The organism is Rhodothermus profundi, assembly GCF_900142415.1.
Taxonomy (GTDB): Bacteria; Bacteroidota; Rhodothermia; order Rhodothermales; family Rhodothermaceae; genus Rhodothermus; species Rhodothermus profundi.
In genome coordinates this window covers 118,182-132,153 of record NZ_FRAU01000007.1, presented here as the reverse complement: position 1 = coordinate 132,153, position 13,972 = coordinate 118,182, and the positions used below count along the sequence as shown (strand labels likewise).

Below are 13,972 nucleotides of genomic sequence, written 5' to 3'. Positions count from 1 at the left end.
CCTTCTCGCGGAAAATCTATACAGCCATGCGCGCGGTCGCAAGCAATTCCCGGAACTCTTTCATGCGGGGGATTCGCAGTTCTGCTTTGCGCTCCTGAAGCAAGTCGCTGAAGAAGGTGGCCAGAGCTTCCCGTTCTTCAGGGGTAGTCGAACGAGCGTCCAGCAGGCGCGAGAGCTGCTTCCACTGGGTTTCGGCAATGCGGCCGCTCAGGTAGTAGGCAAACAGGCGGACCAGCGCCGAACCGGTAGGACGATGGGTTGTCGTGCGCATGGCTCGTAGCAGGTTGGATTTTCGAGGATGCTTTTCATAAAGTCTGAACAAAATCTGAGCCAAAAATGCACAGTTTGCTTGCTTAATGCCGATGTCTATCAGGGCCTACGGTTGGGTGTCGGTAGCGGTTGCACCGTTACGGAAGTCGTTGATGATTTGCTGAACGGCTTCTTGCAGAGAGAACACCGTCTCGGGACGGAAGCGAAAGCGTCGGTGGCGCCAGTCGCCGCGGCTGCCGGGTACGGGTTCGTACTGTTGCCGGTAGAAATGGGGGCGTTGGACCAGGTCGGTGAGCGCTTCAGCGACCGCATCGATGTCCTCGGTGGTGTTGTAGAGGCCCAGCGAGATGCGCACCATGCCGGGTTGCGCGCGGGGCGCGCAGGTATCAAGGCAACTGTCGGGGGCGCGTCCTTCGGCATCGGCAATACCGAGGAGCTGGCGCACGAACGGCTGGGCGCAGAAGCATTCGTTTCGTACGGCGATGCCGAAGTAGTCGTTCAGGGCAGCCGTAACCAGTCCGTGAGGCAGGTCATACAGGTTAAAGGTAATGACGCCAATTCGCTCGGCGACTTCCAACCGGTGAGAACCGTAAAGGTGCAGGCGGGGGATTCGACTCAATCGGTCGAGCGCATACTGGGTCAGCCGTCGCTCTTCTTCGGCGATCAGATCCATGCCAATCTGCTGCAGCAGTTGAAGCGTGGCGCCGAGTGCAATCGCGCCGGGCAGGTTAGGCGTGCCGGCCTCTTCGCGCTCCGGTAAGTGGGGAAGAATTTCGTAGCGCGTGGTATCCACAAAGGACACGATGCCGCCCCCTACTTCTTCGGGCTCCTGTCCTTGAAACAGCTCCTTGCGCGCCACCAGCACGCCCGGACTGCCCGGGGTGTAGATTTTGTGGCCGCTGAGCACAACGACATCAAGAGCAGCCGCTGGCTCACCCGGATCAACAGCCAGGGGTAGGTGCGCCGCCGATTGGGCAGCATCGACCACGATATAGGCGCCGACGGCGTGGGCCATGCGGGCGATTTCGTGGACCGGGTTGACTATGCCGGTCACATTTGAAGCGGCTGTAATGGCTACATAGTTCAGTCGATCGGCGTAGCGGGCGATGGCTTCCTGAAGTTGGCTCATGTCCACTTTGCCGGCCTCACCGTCCGGGTCTTTCTCGATGGGGACGTGAACGACGCGGCCGACATGTTTGCGGTGAGGCAGGTCATTGGCGTGGTGTTCCATAATGGTGGTGATCACCACATCGCGCTCTGGGCGGCGGCGGGCCAGCACGCGGGCAATGCGGTTAAGGCAGGCGGTTACGCCATAGCCGCAGAAGATGGCCGTGTAGCGATGGTCGGCCTGCAGGAAGTCGAGCACGGCCTGATGGGCTTCGGCATAGAGGGCCGTCATAATGCGGGCGCCAAAATGTAGCTGGGAGTGCGTGTTTGCATAATGTTGCAACGCCTGGTAGGCGATGCGGGCAGGAGGCTCCCAGAGCAGGTTGGAGGCCGCACTGTCGAGGTAGATTCGGCGAGCCTGGCGGCCGTCGGCCAGTTGATAGGGGGTATGCAGGCCGAGAAATTGGAATCGAAGCGCCTCCAGTAATGCCCTGCGTTCGATTGTCTCCTGCGGGATCGTTGCCGCAAAAGTGCTTGACCTCGGCATGGGATTATCTTTATAGTTACCTGTACAACCAGTCGATACTGGTTAGCATACGGTATATCCTGCATCCGACGCAAGCGCGTTATTCCTTCTAGATGCTGCCCCACAGCGAGGCCGAAACAACTGTGGTCCGTGGCGAGCCACCCGAGTGGCTGCTGCGCACTTATCGAGCGTTAGGGTGGTTAGCGTTCTTCATGGCCGTTAGCTTCTGGTTTGTGCATCGCGTGACCGATCCAGAAGCGTGGGATCCCCTGTGGCTACGGGTACTGGTGGGCAGCACGGCGCTGGGAGCAGTTTTGCTTTCCTATCGCGTAGCCTGGGTTCGGAAGAACCTTGCGCTGATTGCCTGCGGACTGAGCTGGATCATTTTGCTCTGGTTCGGCGCGCTGGCACTGGCCAATCGGTTAACGCCCAACTATGTGGTAGGCTATCTCTTTGTCTATGCAGGAGCGGGCATTGTCTATGGGCTGGGACTGCGACGGCCGGAGCCGTTAGGCATCTACCTGGCTTTTGGCACCCTGCTCATTGCCCTGGGTAGCCTCTGGGAAGAGGACCCTGAGATATCGCCGGTGATTGTGGCAACAGCATCGGCCGGAATCGGAATCGCTATTTATCTGGTACTGCGCACGTTGTTGCAGCAACAGCAGACCCTGGAAGAGGCCCGTCAGCGCGCCGAGGCAGCCTTGCAATTTCGCAACACCCTGCTCGCCAACATGCATCATGAGCTGCGCACGCCGCTGGCAGGCATTCTGGGAGCTGCGCAGATTTTGAACGACGAGGTGCCCAGAGATCTGCGTGAGTTCGTGCAGATTATAGAGCATAGCGGGCGACGGCTCCTTCATCTGCTGACCAACCTGGTGCTGCTGGCGCGCATGGAGGCCGATAAGCTTCAGCTCAAGCCGGGCCTCGTCGATTTGCGAGAGGTGATGCATCCTATCCTGCAGCAATTGCAGGAAGATGCTGAAGAGAAAGGGCTGACCATTACCTGTTCCTGTCCGGAAAAACCCATTTACGTCTATGCCGATCCAGAAGCGCTAAATACGGTGTTTTACAATATTGTGGAGAATGCGATCAAGTTTACCCGAGAAGGTGGGGTGCATGTGGCGCTTCGAGAGCAGGGAGATCGGTTGTTTGTGGACGTGCAGGACTCAGGACCCGGGATCGATCCAGCAGTGCTGGAGCGGATGTTTCGAGCGTTTGAACAGGGCTCAACCGGATTGAATCGAACGCATGAAGGAGCGGGACTGGGGCTGACGGTCGCGCAGCGACTGCTTCATCTGCTTGGTGGTACGCTGACTGTTAGGAGTCAGGTGGGAGAGGGCAGCACCTTCACCGTGGGGCTGCGCCGCGCCCAGATGGAGGTGCGCATGCTGCACTCCGGGCAGCACACGGGCGACTGAACACTTTGCTAACGGCGCACGTGAGCGCGTGAAACTACTTCCTGTCGTCGAGCACAATCTCGCGCCGCAGGCGCGCCACCGGAATGCCCAGTTGCTCCCGATACTTGGTCACGGTGCGGCGCGCAATCTTGAAGCCTTGCTTGGCCAGCAGTTCAGCGATCTTTTGATCCGAAAGCGGATTGCGCTTGTCTTCCTGAGCAATCATGCGTTGAATGAGCGCTTTCACCTCTTTGTTGGAGACTTCTTCGCCGCTTTCGGTTGCCAGCCCTTCTGAGAAGAAGTACTTCAGTTCGTAGACGCCAAAGTCTGTCTGGACATACTTGCCGTTGACAACCCGGCTGACTGTAGAGATGTCCATGCCGATGCGATCGGCTACGTCTTTCAGAATCATAGGTTTGAGGTGTCCTTCGCCATACTTGAAGAAGTCTTCCTGCAGCTCGACGATCGCTTTCATTACCTTAAGCATGGTCTGGCGCCGCTGGTTGATTGAGTTGATAAACCAGCGAGCAGACTCCAGCTTATTTTTGAGAAAGGCGCGCGTTTTGTCGTCCAGTCCGTTGGTGCGCTTGCCTTTTTTCTTTTCGGCCGCCATTTGCTCAAGCATCTGACGGTAGCGGCGAGAGATGCGCAGTTGCGGAGCGTTGCGGCTGTTGAGCGTGATAATGAATTCGCCGTCTTGATAGGTAACGGTAAAGTCCGGGACGATGTAGTTCTGCTGCGGGGTCAGGTCGCCTTCGCCCGGTTTGGGGTTAAGATGCTGAATCAGGTCGTAGGCTTGTTTCAATTCAACTTCTGAGATGCCCAGCTTGCGCTGCAGCGCTTCGAAGTGTTTCATGGTGAAGTCTTTAAACGCCTCTCGGAGCATGCGGAGCGCGACGTCCCGTCCGGGCGTATTTTCTGGCAGCGCTTCAAGCTGAACGATCAGGCATTCGCGGAGGTCACGGGCGGCAATACCGACGGGGTCGAGTCGCTGAATCTGTTTGAGCACGCGTTCGACATCCGCCTCGGTTACACTGACGCCATGGCTGAACATCAAATCGTCCACGATCGACTCGAGCGGACGTCGCAGGTAGCCATCTTCGTCAATAGAACCGATGATCTGTTCGGCAATGAGGCGTTCGGTTTCGTTCAGGTCGAGCAAGACGAGCTGTTCGCGCAGGTGTTCGATCATGGAAGGGTGAGCTGGCAGCGGCAATTCGCGCCGCTCTTCGTCTTCGTCACTGCGGTCTACGCGTGCTTTGTAGCCGTAGAGGTCATCGACATTGTTAAAGAGCTCTTCCCAGTCGATTTCCTCTTCAAAGTCGGTGGATGCCTCTTCCTCCGGGGGTTCTTCGGAGGTCGTTGATTCTGAGGGAGCCTCTGTTTCTGCTGGCTCTGCGGCTTCATTGAGCGGTTCTTCGAGAGGCGTTTCCTCTTCTTCGGGACCTTCTTCTAACAGCGGGTTGGATTCCAGCTCGGCCTTGATGCGTTGCTCCAGGGCCAGCGTAGGAAGCTGCAGGAGTTTGATGTACTGGATTTGCTGCGGCGAGAGTTTCTGCTGCAGCTTCTGTTCCTGTTTGAGTTTTAGCATGGCTCCTTCCCGTCAGATTGCGGCGCCAGTCCCGACTGGCAGCGCTCCATCCATAGAGTCCGTAAGCGATCGTACCACGCGCGGCCGTAGCGTCGCACCAGGGGGGCTTCCAGAAAGTCTATCAGCGCGATACCGCAGCGGGTGCCGTGCGCGCGGGCTGCGTCGCACAGCGGAATTTTTTCGTAATGAAGAATTTCCAAGCCATGGCGGCGTTCCACGCGCAGCGGATACAGGTGACAGGAGATCGGTTTGGGAAAGTCTATGTGCCCCTGAACATAGGCTTGCTGAATGGCGCAGCGCACGATACCCGCCGGGTCGTAAACGGCAAAGACGCAGGCTCCGTCTGCCGTGCATCGAACCGCGTAGCGGTCGGCGCCAACTTTTTCCCAGGGACCTCGTTCATCGATCAGTCTCTGTGCTTCTGGACGCAACGCTGGCCGCAGCGCCGGCACGAGCGCCTCAAGCACAAAGCGTTCTCCAGGTTCTAAAGGAGCGCCTGATTCCCCTTGCACGCAGCAGGCGCCCTGGCACACCTGGAGTTGACAGGCGAAAGACGCCTGCAGGACGCTTTCGGAAACGAGTATGTGGTCAACCGCAAACATAATGCCTGTAACGTAGGACGCGGCGCACGCATTGTCAACGATGCACCGCATGTGGGTTGTTATTTTTGCGGTAAACCATGGTGGGTGTCAGACTGTTGACACTGTCTGGTATATCTTGAAGGAGAACGTAAGCCGCGAGAGGGCCGACGATGCGTGACTCTGGTCTACTCCGTCCGTTGCCGCAGCACGCCGAAGAAGATTATGAAAAGGCGCTGCGTCCTCGTCGCCTTGAAGAATTTATCGGCCAACCAAAGATAAAAGATAACCTGCGCGTGTTCATTACCGCCGCGTTGCAGCGAGGGGAGACGCTGGATCACGTGCTGCTTTCCGGTCCGCCAGGCCTGGGCAAAACCACACTTGCCTACATCATCGCTGAAGAAATGGGCGCTCGCATTCGCACGACAAGCGGACCGGTGCTGGAAAAACCGGCTGACATTGCGGGCCTGCTCACCAATCTCAATGAAGGCGATGTGCTTTTTATTGACGAGATTCACCGGCTCAGTCCAGTGGTCGAGGAGTATCTCTACTCGGCCATGGAGGATTACCGGATTGATATCCTGATCGACAGTGGACCTAATGCGCGAAGCGTCAAGCTTCGGTTGCCTCCCTTTACGCTCATTGGTGCTACTACCCGCAAAGGGCTGCTAACCGCGCCGCTACGGGCCCGCTTTGGCATAGAGTTTCGCTACGATTACTACCACACAGAGGATCTGCAGCAGATCGTGCTGCGTTCGGCGCGCATTCTGGGCGTTGCCATAGACGAAGAGGGGGCCTACGAAATTGCTCGCCGGAGTCGCGGAACGCCGCGCATTGCCAACCGTCTGCTGCGCCGAACGCGTGATTTTGCTGAAGTGAAGGGGGACGGTCGCATCACGCGAGAGGTGGCCCGCATGGCTCTGGAGGCGCTTGATGTAGATGAGGCGGGTCTGGACGAAATGGACGTGCGTTTGCTGCGTACGCTGATTGAAAAGTTCGGGGGAGGCCCCACTGGCCTGAACACGCTGGCCGTAGCGGTCGGCGAAGATCCGGGGACCCTGGAGGAAGTCTACGAGCCGTACTTGATTCAGGAAGGATTTCTGGAGCGCACGCCTCGGGGCCGCGTGGCGACCGCTCGGGCCTACCAGCACTTTGGCCTGGTCCCTCCGGCTCGCACGGGAAGCCTGTTCGATTAGGCGCCAGACGTCTCGTCCGTTGTATCCGCCTCGACGCTTTGCAGCGCCTGGCTCGTCAGGATATAATGGGCGGTGGCCGGGTTGGTTGCCAGGGGAACGTTGTGCACGTTACAGGCGCGCATGAGCGTCTGAATATCCGGATCGTGCGGATGTTTGTCGAGCGGGTCTACAAAGAAAAACACGGCATGAATGTCACCCGTTACTACCTGGGCAGCAATCTGCACGTCACCTCCCAGGGGCCCCGACAGAAAACGCCGAACGCGCAGACCCACCTTTTCTTCTAACAATTTGCCGGTCGTCCCTGTACCGACCAGTTCAAAGCGGGCCAGCAGCTCGCGATGCTGCATGGCAAAGGCTACCATGTCGGCTTTTTTGCCGTCGTGCGCAATGAGCGCTATCGTGCGAATGGTTTCTTTCATGATTCGTCTCTGACTGCGTGGCTCTGGATTCAATTAAACAAAATTCCGAGCGCATTGCCAGTCGAGCGCACCGCTTCAGGGAACCCGCAGGTCGAAAAAAGCGTGGTTCGGAGACAAAAAATTTTCTGGCCACCGTATATTTCTGGCAAACGCCTCGAACCCTAATCGAACACAGGGTATCATGCCATACGTTGTCTGCGAGCCCTGCATCAATTGCAAGTACACGGATTGCGTCGAAGTCTGCCCGGTCGATTGCTTTTACGAAGGGCCCAATTTCCTGGCGATCCATCCAGACGAGTGCATCGACTGCAACGCCTGCGTGCCGACCTGTCCGGTTGAAGCGATTTATCCGGATGATGAAGTGCCAGAGGAGTGGCAGCACTACATTGAGTGGAATCGGTACCTGGCCGAGCAGTGGAAGGAAATGGGCTATAACATCACAGAAAAGAAAGGACCGCTGCCCGACGCCGAGGAGTGGCGCAGCCGTCCCAAATCGGAAAAAGACATTCTGACCTGGGAAGCGCCTGCGCAGCAGTAAGTCTCCGGCTGTTAAACACCAGGCCCCTGCCATTGCGCAGGGGCTTTTTTGCGTTGCTACCTTGTAAATCTGGCGAAAATCCGTTATGCTTGGGGCGGGAAAACGGACGATCGGCCCGGGTCCATGGAACGCTGGCTGAAACTGGCGCGAGCTATTGACCGGCTCAATCTATGGGTAGGCCGGCTGGTCTACTGGCTCGTGCTGTTTATGGTACTGGTGGGCGCCTACAACGCGGTGGTGCGCTATCTGGATCGCTACACCGGGATCGGCCTGAGTTCGAATTTTTATATTGAACTCCAGTGGTATCTATTCAGTCTGGTATTCTTGTTGGGAGCAGCCTATACGTTACAGCGGGACGCGCACGTGCGCGTGGACGTGTTTTATGGCCGCCTTGCCCCCCGGGCGCGCGCCTGGATTAATCTGCTAGGCACCGTACTGTTTCTTCTGCCTTTCTGTGGACTGGTGCTGTGGGTATCATGGGGATGGGTGGTCAATTCCTGGGTGGTGCGGGAAGTGTCGCCGGACCCCGGAGGGCTCCCCCGCTATCCGCTGAAGGCGATGCTGCCGGTCGCCTTCGTATTGCTGGCGCTGCAAGGCGTCTCTATGCTGATCCACCAGGTCGCACGGCTGCGCAAGCTAGAAACGGAAACTCGTCAGGACGTTCTCGGAAAGGTATGAGCGGCGACTGGCTGGCTCCCCTGATGTTTCTTACAGCCCTGGTGCTCATCTTTTCGGGCTATCCGGTGGCTTTTGCACTGGGCGGCACGGCGCTGATCTTTGCCGGAATCGGCGTAGCGCTGGGCTATTTTGACTGGAGCTTGCTTTTTGCGCTGCCCGATCGGGCTTTTGGGATTATGTCGAACTATGTGCTCCTGGCTGTGCCGTTTTTCATCTTTATGGGCACGGTGCTGGAGCGGTCCCGACTGGCCGAAGATCTGTTGCAGACCATCGGGATGCTCTTTGGACCCCTCCGAGGGGGGCTAGCGCTGGCTGTCGTGTTTGTCGGCACGCTGCTGGCGGCCGCTACGGGAGTCGTAGGAGCCTCGGTGGTGGCGATGGGGATGATTTCGCTGCCGGTTATGCTCCGCTACGGCTACTCGAAAGAGCTGGCCGCCGGCGTCATTACAGCGTCGGGCACGTTAGGCCAGATTATCCCGCCGAGTGTTGTGCTGGTCGTGCTGGCCGATCAGCTCGGCGTGTCGGTGGGCGACCTGTTTCTCGGAGCGCTCGTGCCCGGACTGGTGCTGGCAGGGCTTTACGCGCTCTATGCAGCAGGGGTCGCTCTCTTTAAGCCTAGAGCGGCCCCGGCTTTGCCACGTGCAGTCCGAAATATTCCAGGACGCGAGCTGGTCCGCCGCGTTATGCTGGTGATGCTTCCACCGCTGGTGCTCATCCTCGTTGTACTGGGAAGCATTTTTGCCGGAATTGCTACGCCCACCGAGGCAGGAGCACTGGGCGCGGTCGGAGCAATTGTGCTGGCGCTGCTGAACCGCCGGCTTTCGTTTGAGGCGTTGCGGGCGTCGATGGATGAAACCGCTCGCCTGACCACAATGGTTGTCTTTCTGCTGATCGGCTCTACAGCGTTCTCGCTGGTCTTTTACGGACTCTACGGCGACGTCTGGATCGAAGAGCTCCTGACCAATCTACCGGGCGGTATCATCGGTTTTCTCATCGTTGCTAATCTGGCCATTTTTGTGCTGGGCTTCTTTATTGACTTTTTCGAAATTGCCTTCATTATTCTGCCGCTGCTGGTGCCGGCTGCCCGGGCGCTGGGCATTGATCTGGTCTGGTTTGGCGTCATGGTAGGTATGAACCTGCAAACATCGTTTTTGACACCGCCCTTCGGGTTTGCCCTCTTCTATTTGCGAGGGGTAGCGCCGCCTGAATTAACCACCACTCAGATCTATCGGGGCGCTGTACCGTTTATCTTAATCCAACTGATCGGTCTGCTGCTGATTATCCTCTTTCCTGAAATGGTTAACTGGGCGGTGCGCTAGCGGGCTGTTCTAGGAGCTGGCGCAAAAGCGGCCGGTGAATACGATGACCACCGTTGAACCGGTACACGGTAGGCCGCAAACCAAGACGCTGCAGACGTTGCAGCAGCTGTTGCTGGCGTGCTGCATCAAGAAGCGGATCGTGGGTGCCCCAGACCAGTTCAGGAGGGGGCAGGCGGCGGCCAGCTTCGTGCGGCAGATCTTCCGGCACATCACCTGCCCATAGGATCAACCGCTGCGCTCGGGCGCGTCCAAGGGCAAGCCAGCGACAGGCCGTAGCTGCTCCCTGCGAAAAGCCCAGCACGTGTAACGTAGGGGAGCCTGGCAGGTGCATTTGCAGGTGGTTGTAAAGCGCGTCTAAGTAAGCAACGTAGTCGGCGATTTCTGCAAGACGGTCTTCCCGGGTCATCCAGGAAGCACCTACCCGGCCTGAAAATCCCTCCAGGTAAAAGCGAGACAGGGCTTCCGGGGCCACAAACAGGCGCGTCTCGTCGTGAACCAGCGAGCGAAAGGGCTCCAGAAAAGAGCTGGCAAGCTGGCCGTAGCCGTGCAGCACGAACCAGAGCTCCCGAAGCGCTGGTCCTGGACGGCCCAGCGTGTAGTACCGGGCCGTGCGCGTAACCGATAGATGGTGCACTTCTGGAGTCTCCCAGGTCATAGGCACGTATCGCTGAAGGAATGCAAGCTGCGCGTAGCGTAATTCCGGCCCGGGTTAGCCTGTGGAGAAGTCGGCTGATGAGGAAAGTGATCGCTCCAGCAGGGCGAAAGCTTCGTCGAGCGCTGAGGCAACCGTAAACGGCCAGCGCGCTGGCACGAAATGCTGACGGCGGAGATGAGCGAAAAATTGAAGCAGCAGATCAAAGAAGCCGTCATAGTTCAGCAGTACAATGGGCTTGTGGTGATAACCGAGCTGGCGCAGCGTGAGCACTTCCATAAACTCCTCAAGCGTTCCAAAGCCTCCCGGCAGCACCAAGAACGCATCCGCCCGGGTGAACATGATGGCCTTGCGTTCCTGGAGCGTTTGCGTGACGATCAGCGCATCAGCCAGCTCGTACGCGATGCCTTCCCGCTCCTGCAATGCTTCAGGAATAACGCCCACAACACGGCCGCCGTGGCGGTGGACACTTCGGGCCAACGCTCCCATTAAGCCCACATCGCCCCCACCATAAATCAGCTCGTAGCCGGCCTGCGCCAGCCGCACGCCCACCTGCTCGGCCAGTTGTAGATAGCGTGCGGCTACCCGCTGACTGGCAGCACAGTAGACGCAGATGCGGTGAGGCATAGCTCAGACGTTTAAGAAGGAAGAAAGCGGAAAGGCAAATTGAGCATACGCTAGTTCCGTTGTGCCAAACCAGCGGTAGCTCTGCGCCCGCCATTTGCGATAGGCTTCGTAGATCTTACGGTAAAGCGGATCCCGTTCCTGGGCAAGTAGCTCTTCGGCAATGCGGGCCGCTTCTCGAAGCACGTCGTCCGGAAAACGTCGAAGCTGCACGCCGGCCTGTAGCAAGCGTTGCAAGGCTGCCGGGTTGCGAGCATCATAACGGGCAACCATGGTCTGGCTGGCTTCCAGGGCGGCCGTCCAGAGCACTTCACGATAAAACGCGGGAAGCTGCTCCCAGGCGCGACGATTCACATAGAAAGTCAGCGCGGGTCCGGGTTCCCACCAGCCCGGATAATAGTAGTAGGGAGCAATCTGATAAAAGCCCAGCTTTTCGTCATCATAGGGACCGGCCCACTCGGCCGCATCAATGGCACCACGCTCCAGAGCCGGGTAAATCTCGCCACCAGCCAGCACCTGTACCGTCACGCCCATTTCGCTCATCACGCGACCACCCATGCCCGGAATGCGCATCTTGAGGCCGCGCAGGTCACGCAGGCTGTTGATTTCTCGGCGGAACCAGCCCCCCATCTGGGCGCCGGTGTTGCCACCGGGCAAGTTCACAATGTTGAATTCGGCAAACAGCTCGCGCAGCAACTCCAGACCACCTCCTTCGAGCAGCCAGGCATTGTACTGGCGAGACGTCAGGCCGAAGGGAACTGTGCTGTCAAAAGCCAGCGCCGGATGCTTGCCGATAAAGTAGTAGCTAGCCGTATGGCCAATAGGGACCGTACCATTCTGCACTGCGTCGAGCACCTGAAGTCCGGGCACCAGTTCACCTGCAGGGTAAGCGCGGATCTCAAAACGGCCGTCCGTCAGCGCCCGGACGCGTTCGGCCAGCACCTCAGCAGCTCCGTAGATCGTGTCGAGCCCTCGCGGAAAGCTCGAAGCCAGCCGCCAGCGCAGGCGCGGCAGCGTCTGAACTGCAGGCGCTCCGCCCCCCTCACGCGCCTGCTGGTTACCGCATCCTGCCAGCACAGCCGTAGCTGCGGCTCCTAGGGCAGCTTTCTTCAGAAAATGCCGACGTTCCATAGCTCTAGTGTGCTATTCCCACGGCGCTTTTGCCTGCCCAAAAATACGGACGGAACGGCCAGAAAAGCGAATCTGGATGCACGCGTTTTACCGGACATCCAGCAAACAACCGCCAGAAGGGCTTGACTTTTTACGATCTTTTTAATACTATTAAAAACGTAGATTCGATCAACCAACCTTAGCTCTGACCGATGCGTCGCGCGCTGGTGCCTTTTGGCGAAACGGAAATGGAAATTTTGCAGGTTGTCTGGGAGTTGGGCGAAGCTTCAGTGGCCGACGTGCACGCCCGTCTGGGAGGGGATCGTGCCTATACGACAGTGATGACGGTGATGCGAAATCTGGCCGAAAAGGGATATCTGACGTTCCGCAAGCAAGGCCGCATGTATGTGTATCGGCCGGCGGTGCCTCCCGAAGAGTTCAAGTCGGCCCTGCTGAAGCGGCTGGTGGATAAGGTCTTCGGCTCCCCGCTTGCGCTGGTGCAAACCCTGGTGCGCCAGGAATCCCTTAGCCCGGACGAGCTGAGTGAGCTGCAACGTCTGATCGAAAAGCTGGAGAACTCCGATGATGCGGCTTGAGCTCTGGTGGATGGAAGGCGCGTGGCTACTGCTGCTCTGGACCGTGCCCGCGCTATTGTTGTTGCTGAGCGCCTGGCGTATCCTGCGGCGTTGGCCAGAGGCAGCTTATGCGTTGCTGCAGGCCGGCTTTTACGCATTGCCGCTGGGATTGCTGGCTTATGGGCTGCGACTGGTGTGGCTTCCGGAGGGGGCGCTCTGGCAGGCTGAGCCGCCTGCAGCGCTGGCATGGATTAGCGCGCAGGTGGTGCAAGGAGTGGGTGGCGTTGGGGAATCGCAAGGGCTTGCCGGGATAGGCTGGGCATTAGGAAGCATATGGATTGGCGGCGTGGTACTTCGGCTGGTGGCTCTTGGAGGGCGATGGGTGCGGCTTCGGCGCTACCTGCGTGCGTGTCGAATGGCACCGCCTGCATTGCAGGCCGAGGTAGCGGAGATAGCCAGACGGTTGGGCATTCGTCGGACCGTGCGATTGTTGGTGGGAGGCCGCGTTCCCTTCTCACTAGGAGGGGGGCGGCCGACGGTGGTCGTGCCCGAGCTGGCCCTGGCCGATCCGCGTGCGCGGCAGCCCATTCTCTGGCATGAGCTGGTGCACCTGCGACGGCGCGACTTCCTGGCGCACCTGTTTGAAGAGGGGATGCTGACGCTGTTCTGGTTTCATCCCTTGCTATGGGGCTACCGCTATCATCTGGCGCTACTTCGGGAAGTGCTGTGCGACCGGGCCGTGCTGGCACAACGGATTGCTTCGCCTGCTGGCTATGCCCGGTTGCTGCTGGACGTACTGTTGCAGGCGCAACGAGCTCCCCATCTGGGGCTGTCTTTGCTGAAACGTTCCACCCTTAAAACCCGCATGGAGGTTATGATGCAGCATACTCCTTCATTGGCGCCGCGCGTTTTGCGGCTTCTGCTGGTAGGCGCATTGCTGGGACTGACCGGCCTGATGGCCTGTTCGGAGATGCCAAACACGCCCATGCAGCCCGAACAGGAGCAGCTTCCGGCGCTCAGTAAACAGGCCGGTGAGGCAGAAGAAGGGGTATTTGTTGTAGTGGAGGAAATGCCGAGGCTTATTGGAGGGTTTAACAGGCTGGTCGAATGCCTGCGCTACCCCGAGGAAGCGAAAGCAGCCGGGGTAGAAGGCCGGGTGATTATTCGCTTTGTAGTAGACGAGCAGGGCAACGTAGCCAACCCGAAGGTGCTTAAAGGAGTAGGCGCCGGTCTGGATGAAGAGGCACTGCGCTGCGTCCGCCAGCTCAAGTTTACGCCGGGGCGACAGCAGGGACGTCCGGTGCCGGTCCGCATGACCCTTCCGGTTGTTTTCCGCCTGGATGACGCGGATTCAGAGCAGGCACAAAACTAACCGAAAAGCCTTCTAGGTCC

The 13,972-nt window shown here is 58.6% G+C and carries 15 protein-coding genes; 7 read left to right on the top strand and 8 right to left on the bottom strand.

Annotated features, from left to right (window positions below; translation table 11 throughout):
* Positions 1–16: 16 nt before the first annotated feature.
* Together BUA15_RS10825 and BUA15_RS10820 are read right to left on the bottom strand one after the other, a co-directional pair.
* A complete protein-coding gene (locus BUA15_RS10825) occupies positions 17–271 on the bottom strand; it encodes a hypothetical protein (RefSeq protein ID WP_072716011.1) in 255 nt (84 codons plus the stop codon).
* A gap of 105 nt (positions 272–376) precedes the next feature.
* Positions 377–1,924: an aminotransferase class V-fold PLP-dependent enzyme gene (locus tag BUA15_RS10820; protein ID WP_072716010.1), complete on the bottom strand. Its 1,548-nt coding sequence runs from the start codon at positions 1,922–1,924 to the stop codon at positions 377–379.
* 92 nt (positions 1,925–2,016) lie between these two features.
* On the opposite strand from BUA15_RS10820, the gene BUA15_RS10815 reads away from it, so the two are divergent.
* Positions 2,017–3,321 (top strand): sensor histidine kinase, encoded by a 1,305-nt coding sequence (locus BUA15_RS10815; protein ID WP_072716009.1) that lies wholly within the window; start codon positions 2,017–2,019, stop codon positions 3,319–3,321.
* A 34-nt stretch (positions 3,322–3,355) separates the two neighbouring features.
* On the opposite strand, the gene rpoN is transcribed toward BUA15_RS10815, so the two are convergent.
* Complete coding sequence (gene rpoN / locus BUA15_RS10810; RefSeq protein WP_072716008.1) at positions 3,356–4,891, bottom strand: RNA polymerase factor sigma-54; 1,536 nt, start codon at positions 4,889–4,891, stop codon at positions 3,356–3,358.
* The gene (locus tag BUA15_RS10805; protein WP_245772015.1) at positions 4,885–5,544 is read right to left on the bottom strand and encodes a DUF3109 family protein; all 660 of its coding nucleotides are present in this window, start codon (positions 5,542–5,544) and stop codon (positions 4,885–4,887) included. The genes rpoN and BUA15_RS10805 overlap by 7 nt, the downstream gene beginning before the upstream one ends.
* 98 nt (positions 5,545–5,642) lie before the next feature.
* Here BUA15_RS10805 and ruvB point away from each other — a divergent pair, with 98 nt between their 5' ends.
* Positions 5,643–6,665, top strand: coding sequence for a Holliday junction branch migration DNA helicase RuvB (gene ruvB / locus BUA15_RS10800; RefSeq protein ID WP_072716007.1), 1,023 nt, complete (start codon positions 5,643–5,645; stop codon positions 6,663–6,665).
* Here the strand turns inward: ruvB and BUA15_RS10795 are convergent.
* Positions 6,662–7,084: a methylglyoxal synthase gene (locus BUA15_RS10795; RefSeq protein WP_072716006.1), complete on the bottom strand. Its 423-nt coding sequence runs from the start codon at positions 7,082–7,084 to the stop codon at positions 6,662–6,664. The two genes, ruvB and BUA15_RS10795, sit on opposite strands and share 4 nt — an antisense overlap.
* A 181-nt stretch (positions 7,085–7,265) precedes the next feature.
* Between BUA15_RS10795 and fdxA the strand changes: the two genes are divergently transcribed.
* The 3 genes from fdxA (at position 7,266) to BUA15_RS10780 (ending at position 9,619) form a co-directional block, all read left to right on the top strand.
* Complete coding sequence (gene fdxA / locus BUA15_RS10790) at positions 7,266–7,622, top strand: ferredoxin FdxA (protein WP_072716005.1); 357 nt, start codon at positions 7,266–7,268, stop codon at positions 7,620–7,622.
* A 123-nt stretch (positions 7,623–7,745) separates the two neighbouring features.
* On the top strand, positions 7,746–8,300 hold the full coding sequence (locus tag BUA15_RS10785) for a TRAP transporter small permease subunit (RefSeq protein ID WP_072716004.1): 555 nt from the start codon (positions 7,746–7,748) through the stop codon (positions 8,298–8,300).
* Positions 8,297–9,619 carry a TRAP transporter large permease gene (locus BUA15_RS10780; protein ID WP_072716003.1) on the top strand — a complete coding sequence of 441 codons (1,323 nt, stop codon included), beginning with the start codon at positions 8,297–8,299 and terminating at the stop codon, positions 9,617–9,619. The genes BUA15_RS10785 and BUA15_RS10780 overlap by 4 nt, the downstream gene beginning before the upstream one ends.
* Here the strand turns inward: BUA15_RS10780 and BUA15_RS10775 are convergent.
* The 3 genes from BUA15_RS10775 to BUA15_RS10765 are packed head-to-tail and all read right to left on the bottom strand — an operon-like array spanning position 9,600 to position 12,026.
* A complete protein-coding gene (locus BUA15_RS10775) occupies positions 9,600–10,274 on the bottom strand; it encodes an alpha/beta hydrolase (protein WP_072716002.1) in 675 nt (224 codons plus the stop codon). The genes BUA15_RS10780 and BUA15_RS10775 overlap by 20 nt on opposite strands.
* A gap of 54 nt (positions 10,275–10,328) precedes the next feature.
* Positions 10,329–10,898, bottom strand: coding sequence for an LOG family protein (locus tag BUA15_RS10770; protein ID WP_072716001.1), 570 nt, complete (start codon positions 10,896–10,898; stop codon positions 10,329–10,331).
* A 3-nt stretch (positions 10,899–10,901) separates the two neighbouring features.
* Complete coding sequence (locus BUA15_RS10765; protein ID WP_072716000.1) at positions 10,902–12,026, bottom strand: TRAP transporter substrate-binding protein; 1,125 nt, start codon at positions 12,024–12,026, stop codon at positions 10,902–10,904.
* 191 nt (positions 12,027–12,217) lie between these two features.
* Between BUA15_RS10765 and BUA15_RS10760 the strand changes: the two genes are divergently transcribed.
* Entirely contained in the window at positions 12,218–12,601 is a 384-nt protein-coding gene (locus BUA15_RS10760; RefSeq protein WP_072715999.1) for a BlaI/MecI/CopY family transcriptional regulator, read from the top strand.
* Entirely contained in the window at positions 12,588–13,952 is a 1,365-nt protein-coding gene (locus BUA15_RS10755) for a M56 family metallopeptidase (RefSeq protein ID WP_072715998.1), read from the top strand. The genes BUA15_RS10760 and BUA15_RS10755 overlap by 14 nt, the downstream gene beginning before the upstream one ends.
* The last annotated feature ends 20 nt before the right edge of the window (positions 13,953–13,972 follow it).

Bases quoted from the DNA above. Each gene is read 5' to 3' on its own strand.
- BUA15_RS10785 (WP_072716004.1), top strand. From the start codon at position 7,746: ATGGAACGCTGGCTGAAACTGGCGCGAGCTATTGACCGGCTCAATCTA.
- ruvB (WP_072716007.1), top strand. From the start codon at position 5,643: ATGCGTGACTCTGGTCTACTCCGTCCGTTGCCGCAGCACGCCGAAGAA.
- BUA15_RS10755 (WP_072715998.1), top strand. From the start codon at position 12,588: ATGATGCGGCTTGAGCTCTGGTGGATGGAAGGCGCGTGGCTACTGCTG.
- BUA15_RS10825 (WP_072716011.1), bottom strand. From the start codon at position 271: ATGCGCACGACAACCCATCGTCCTACCGGTTCGGCGCTGGTCCGCCTG.
- fdxA (WP_072716005.1), top strand. From the start codon at position 7,266: ATGCCATACGTTGTCTGCGAGCCCTGCATCAATTGCAAGTACACGGAT.
- rpoN (WP_072716008.1), bottom strand. From the start codon at position 4,891: ATGCTAAAACTCAAACAGGAACAGAAGCTGCAGCAGAAACTCTCGCCG.
- BUA15_RS10795 (WP_072716006.1), bottom strand. From the start codon at position 7,084: ATGAAAGAAACCATTCGCACGATAGCGCTCATTGCGCACGACGGCAAA.
- BUA15_RS10765 (WP_072716000.1), bottom strand. From the start codon at position 12,026: ATGGAACGTCGGCATTTTCTGAAGAAAGCTGCCCTAGGAGCCGCAGCT.
- BUA15_RS10805 (WP_245772015.1), bottom strand. From the start codon at position 5,544: ATGCGGTGCATCGTTGACAATGCGTGCGCCGCGTCCTACGTTACAGGC.
- BUA15_RS10820 (WP_072716010.1), bottom strand. From the start codon at position 1,924: ATGCCGAGGTCAAGCACTTTTGCGGCAACGATCCCGCAGGAGACAATC.
- BUA15_RS10770 (WP_072716001.1), bottom strand. From the start codon at position 10,898: ATGCCTCACCGCATCTGCGTCTACTGTGCTGCCAGTCAGCGGGTAGCC.
- BUA15_RS10815 (WP_072716009.1), top strand. From the start codon at position 2,017: ATGCTGCCCCACAGCGAGGCCGAAACAACTGTGGTCCGTGGCGAGCCA.
- BUA15_RS10760 (WP_072715999.1), top strand. From the start codon at position 12,218: ATGCGTCGCGCGCTGGTGCCTTTTGGCGAAACGGAAATGGAAATTTTG.
- BUA15_RS10780 (WP_072716003.1), top strand. From the start codon at position 8,297: ATGAGCGGCGACTGGCTGGCTCCCCTGATGTTTCTTACAGCCCTGGTG.
- BUA15_RS10775 (WP_072716002.1), bottom strand. From the start codon at position 10,274: ATGACCTGGGAGACTCCAGAAGTGCACCATCTATCGGTTACGCGCACG.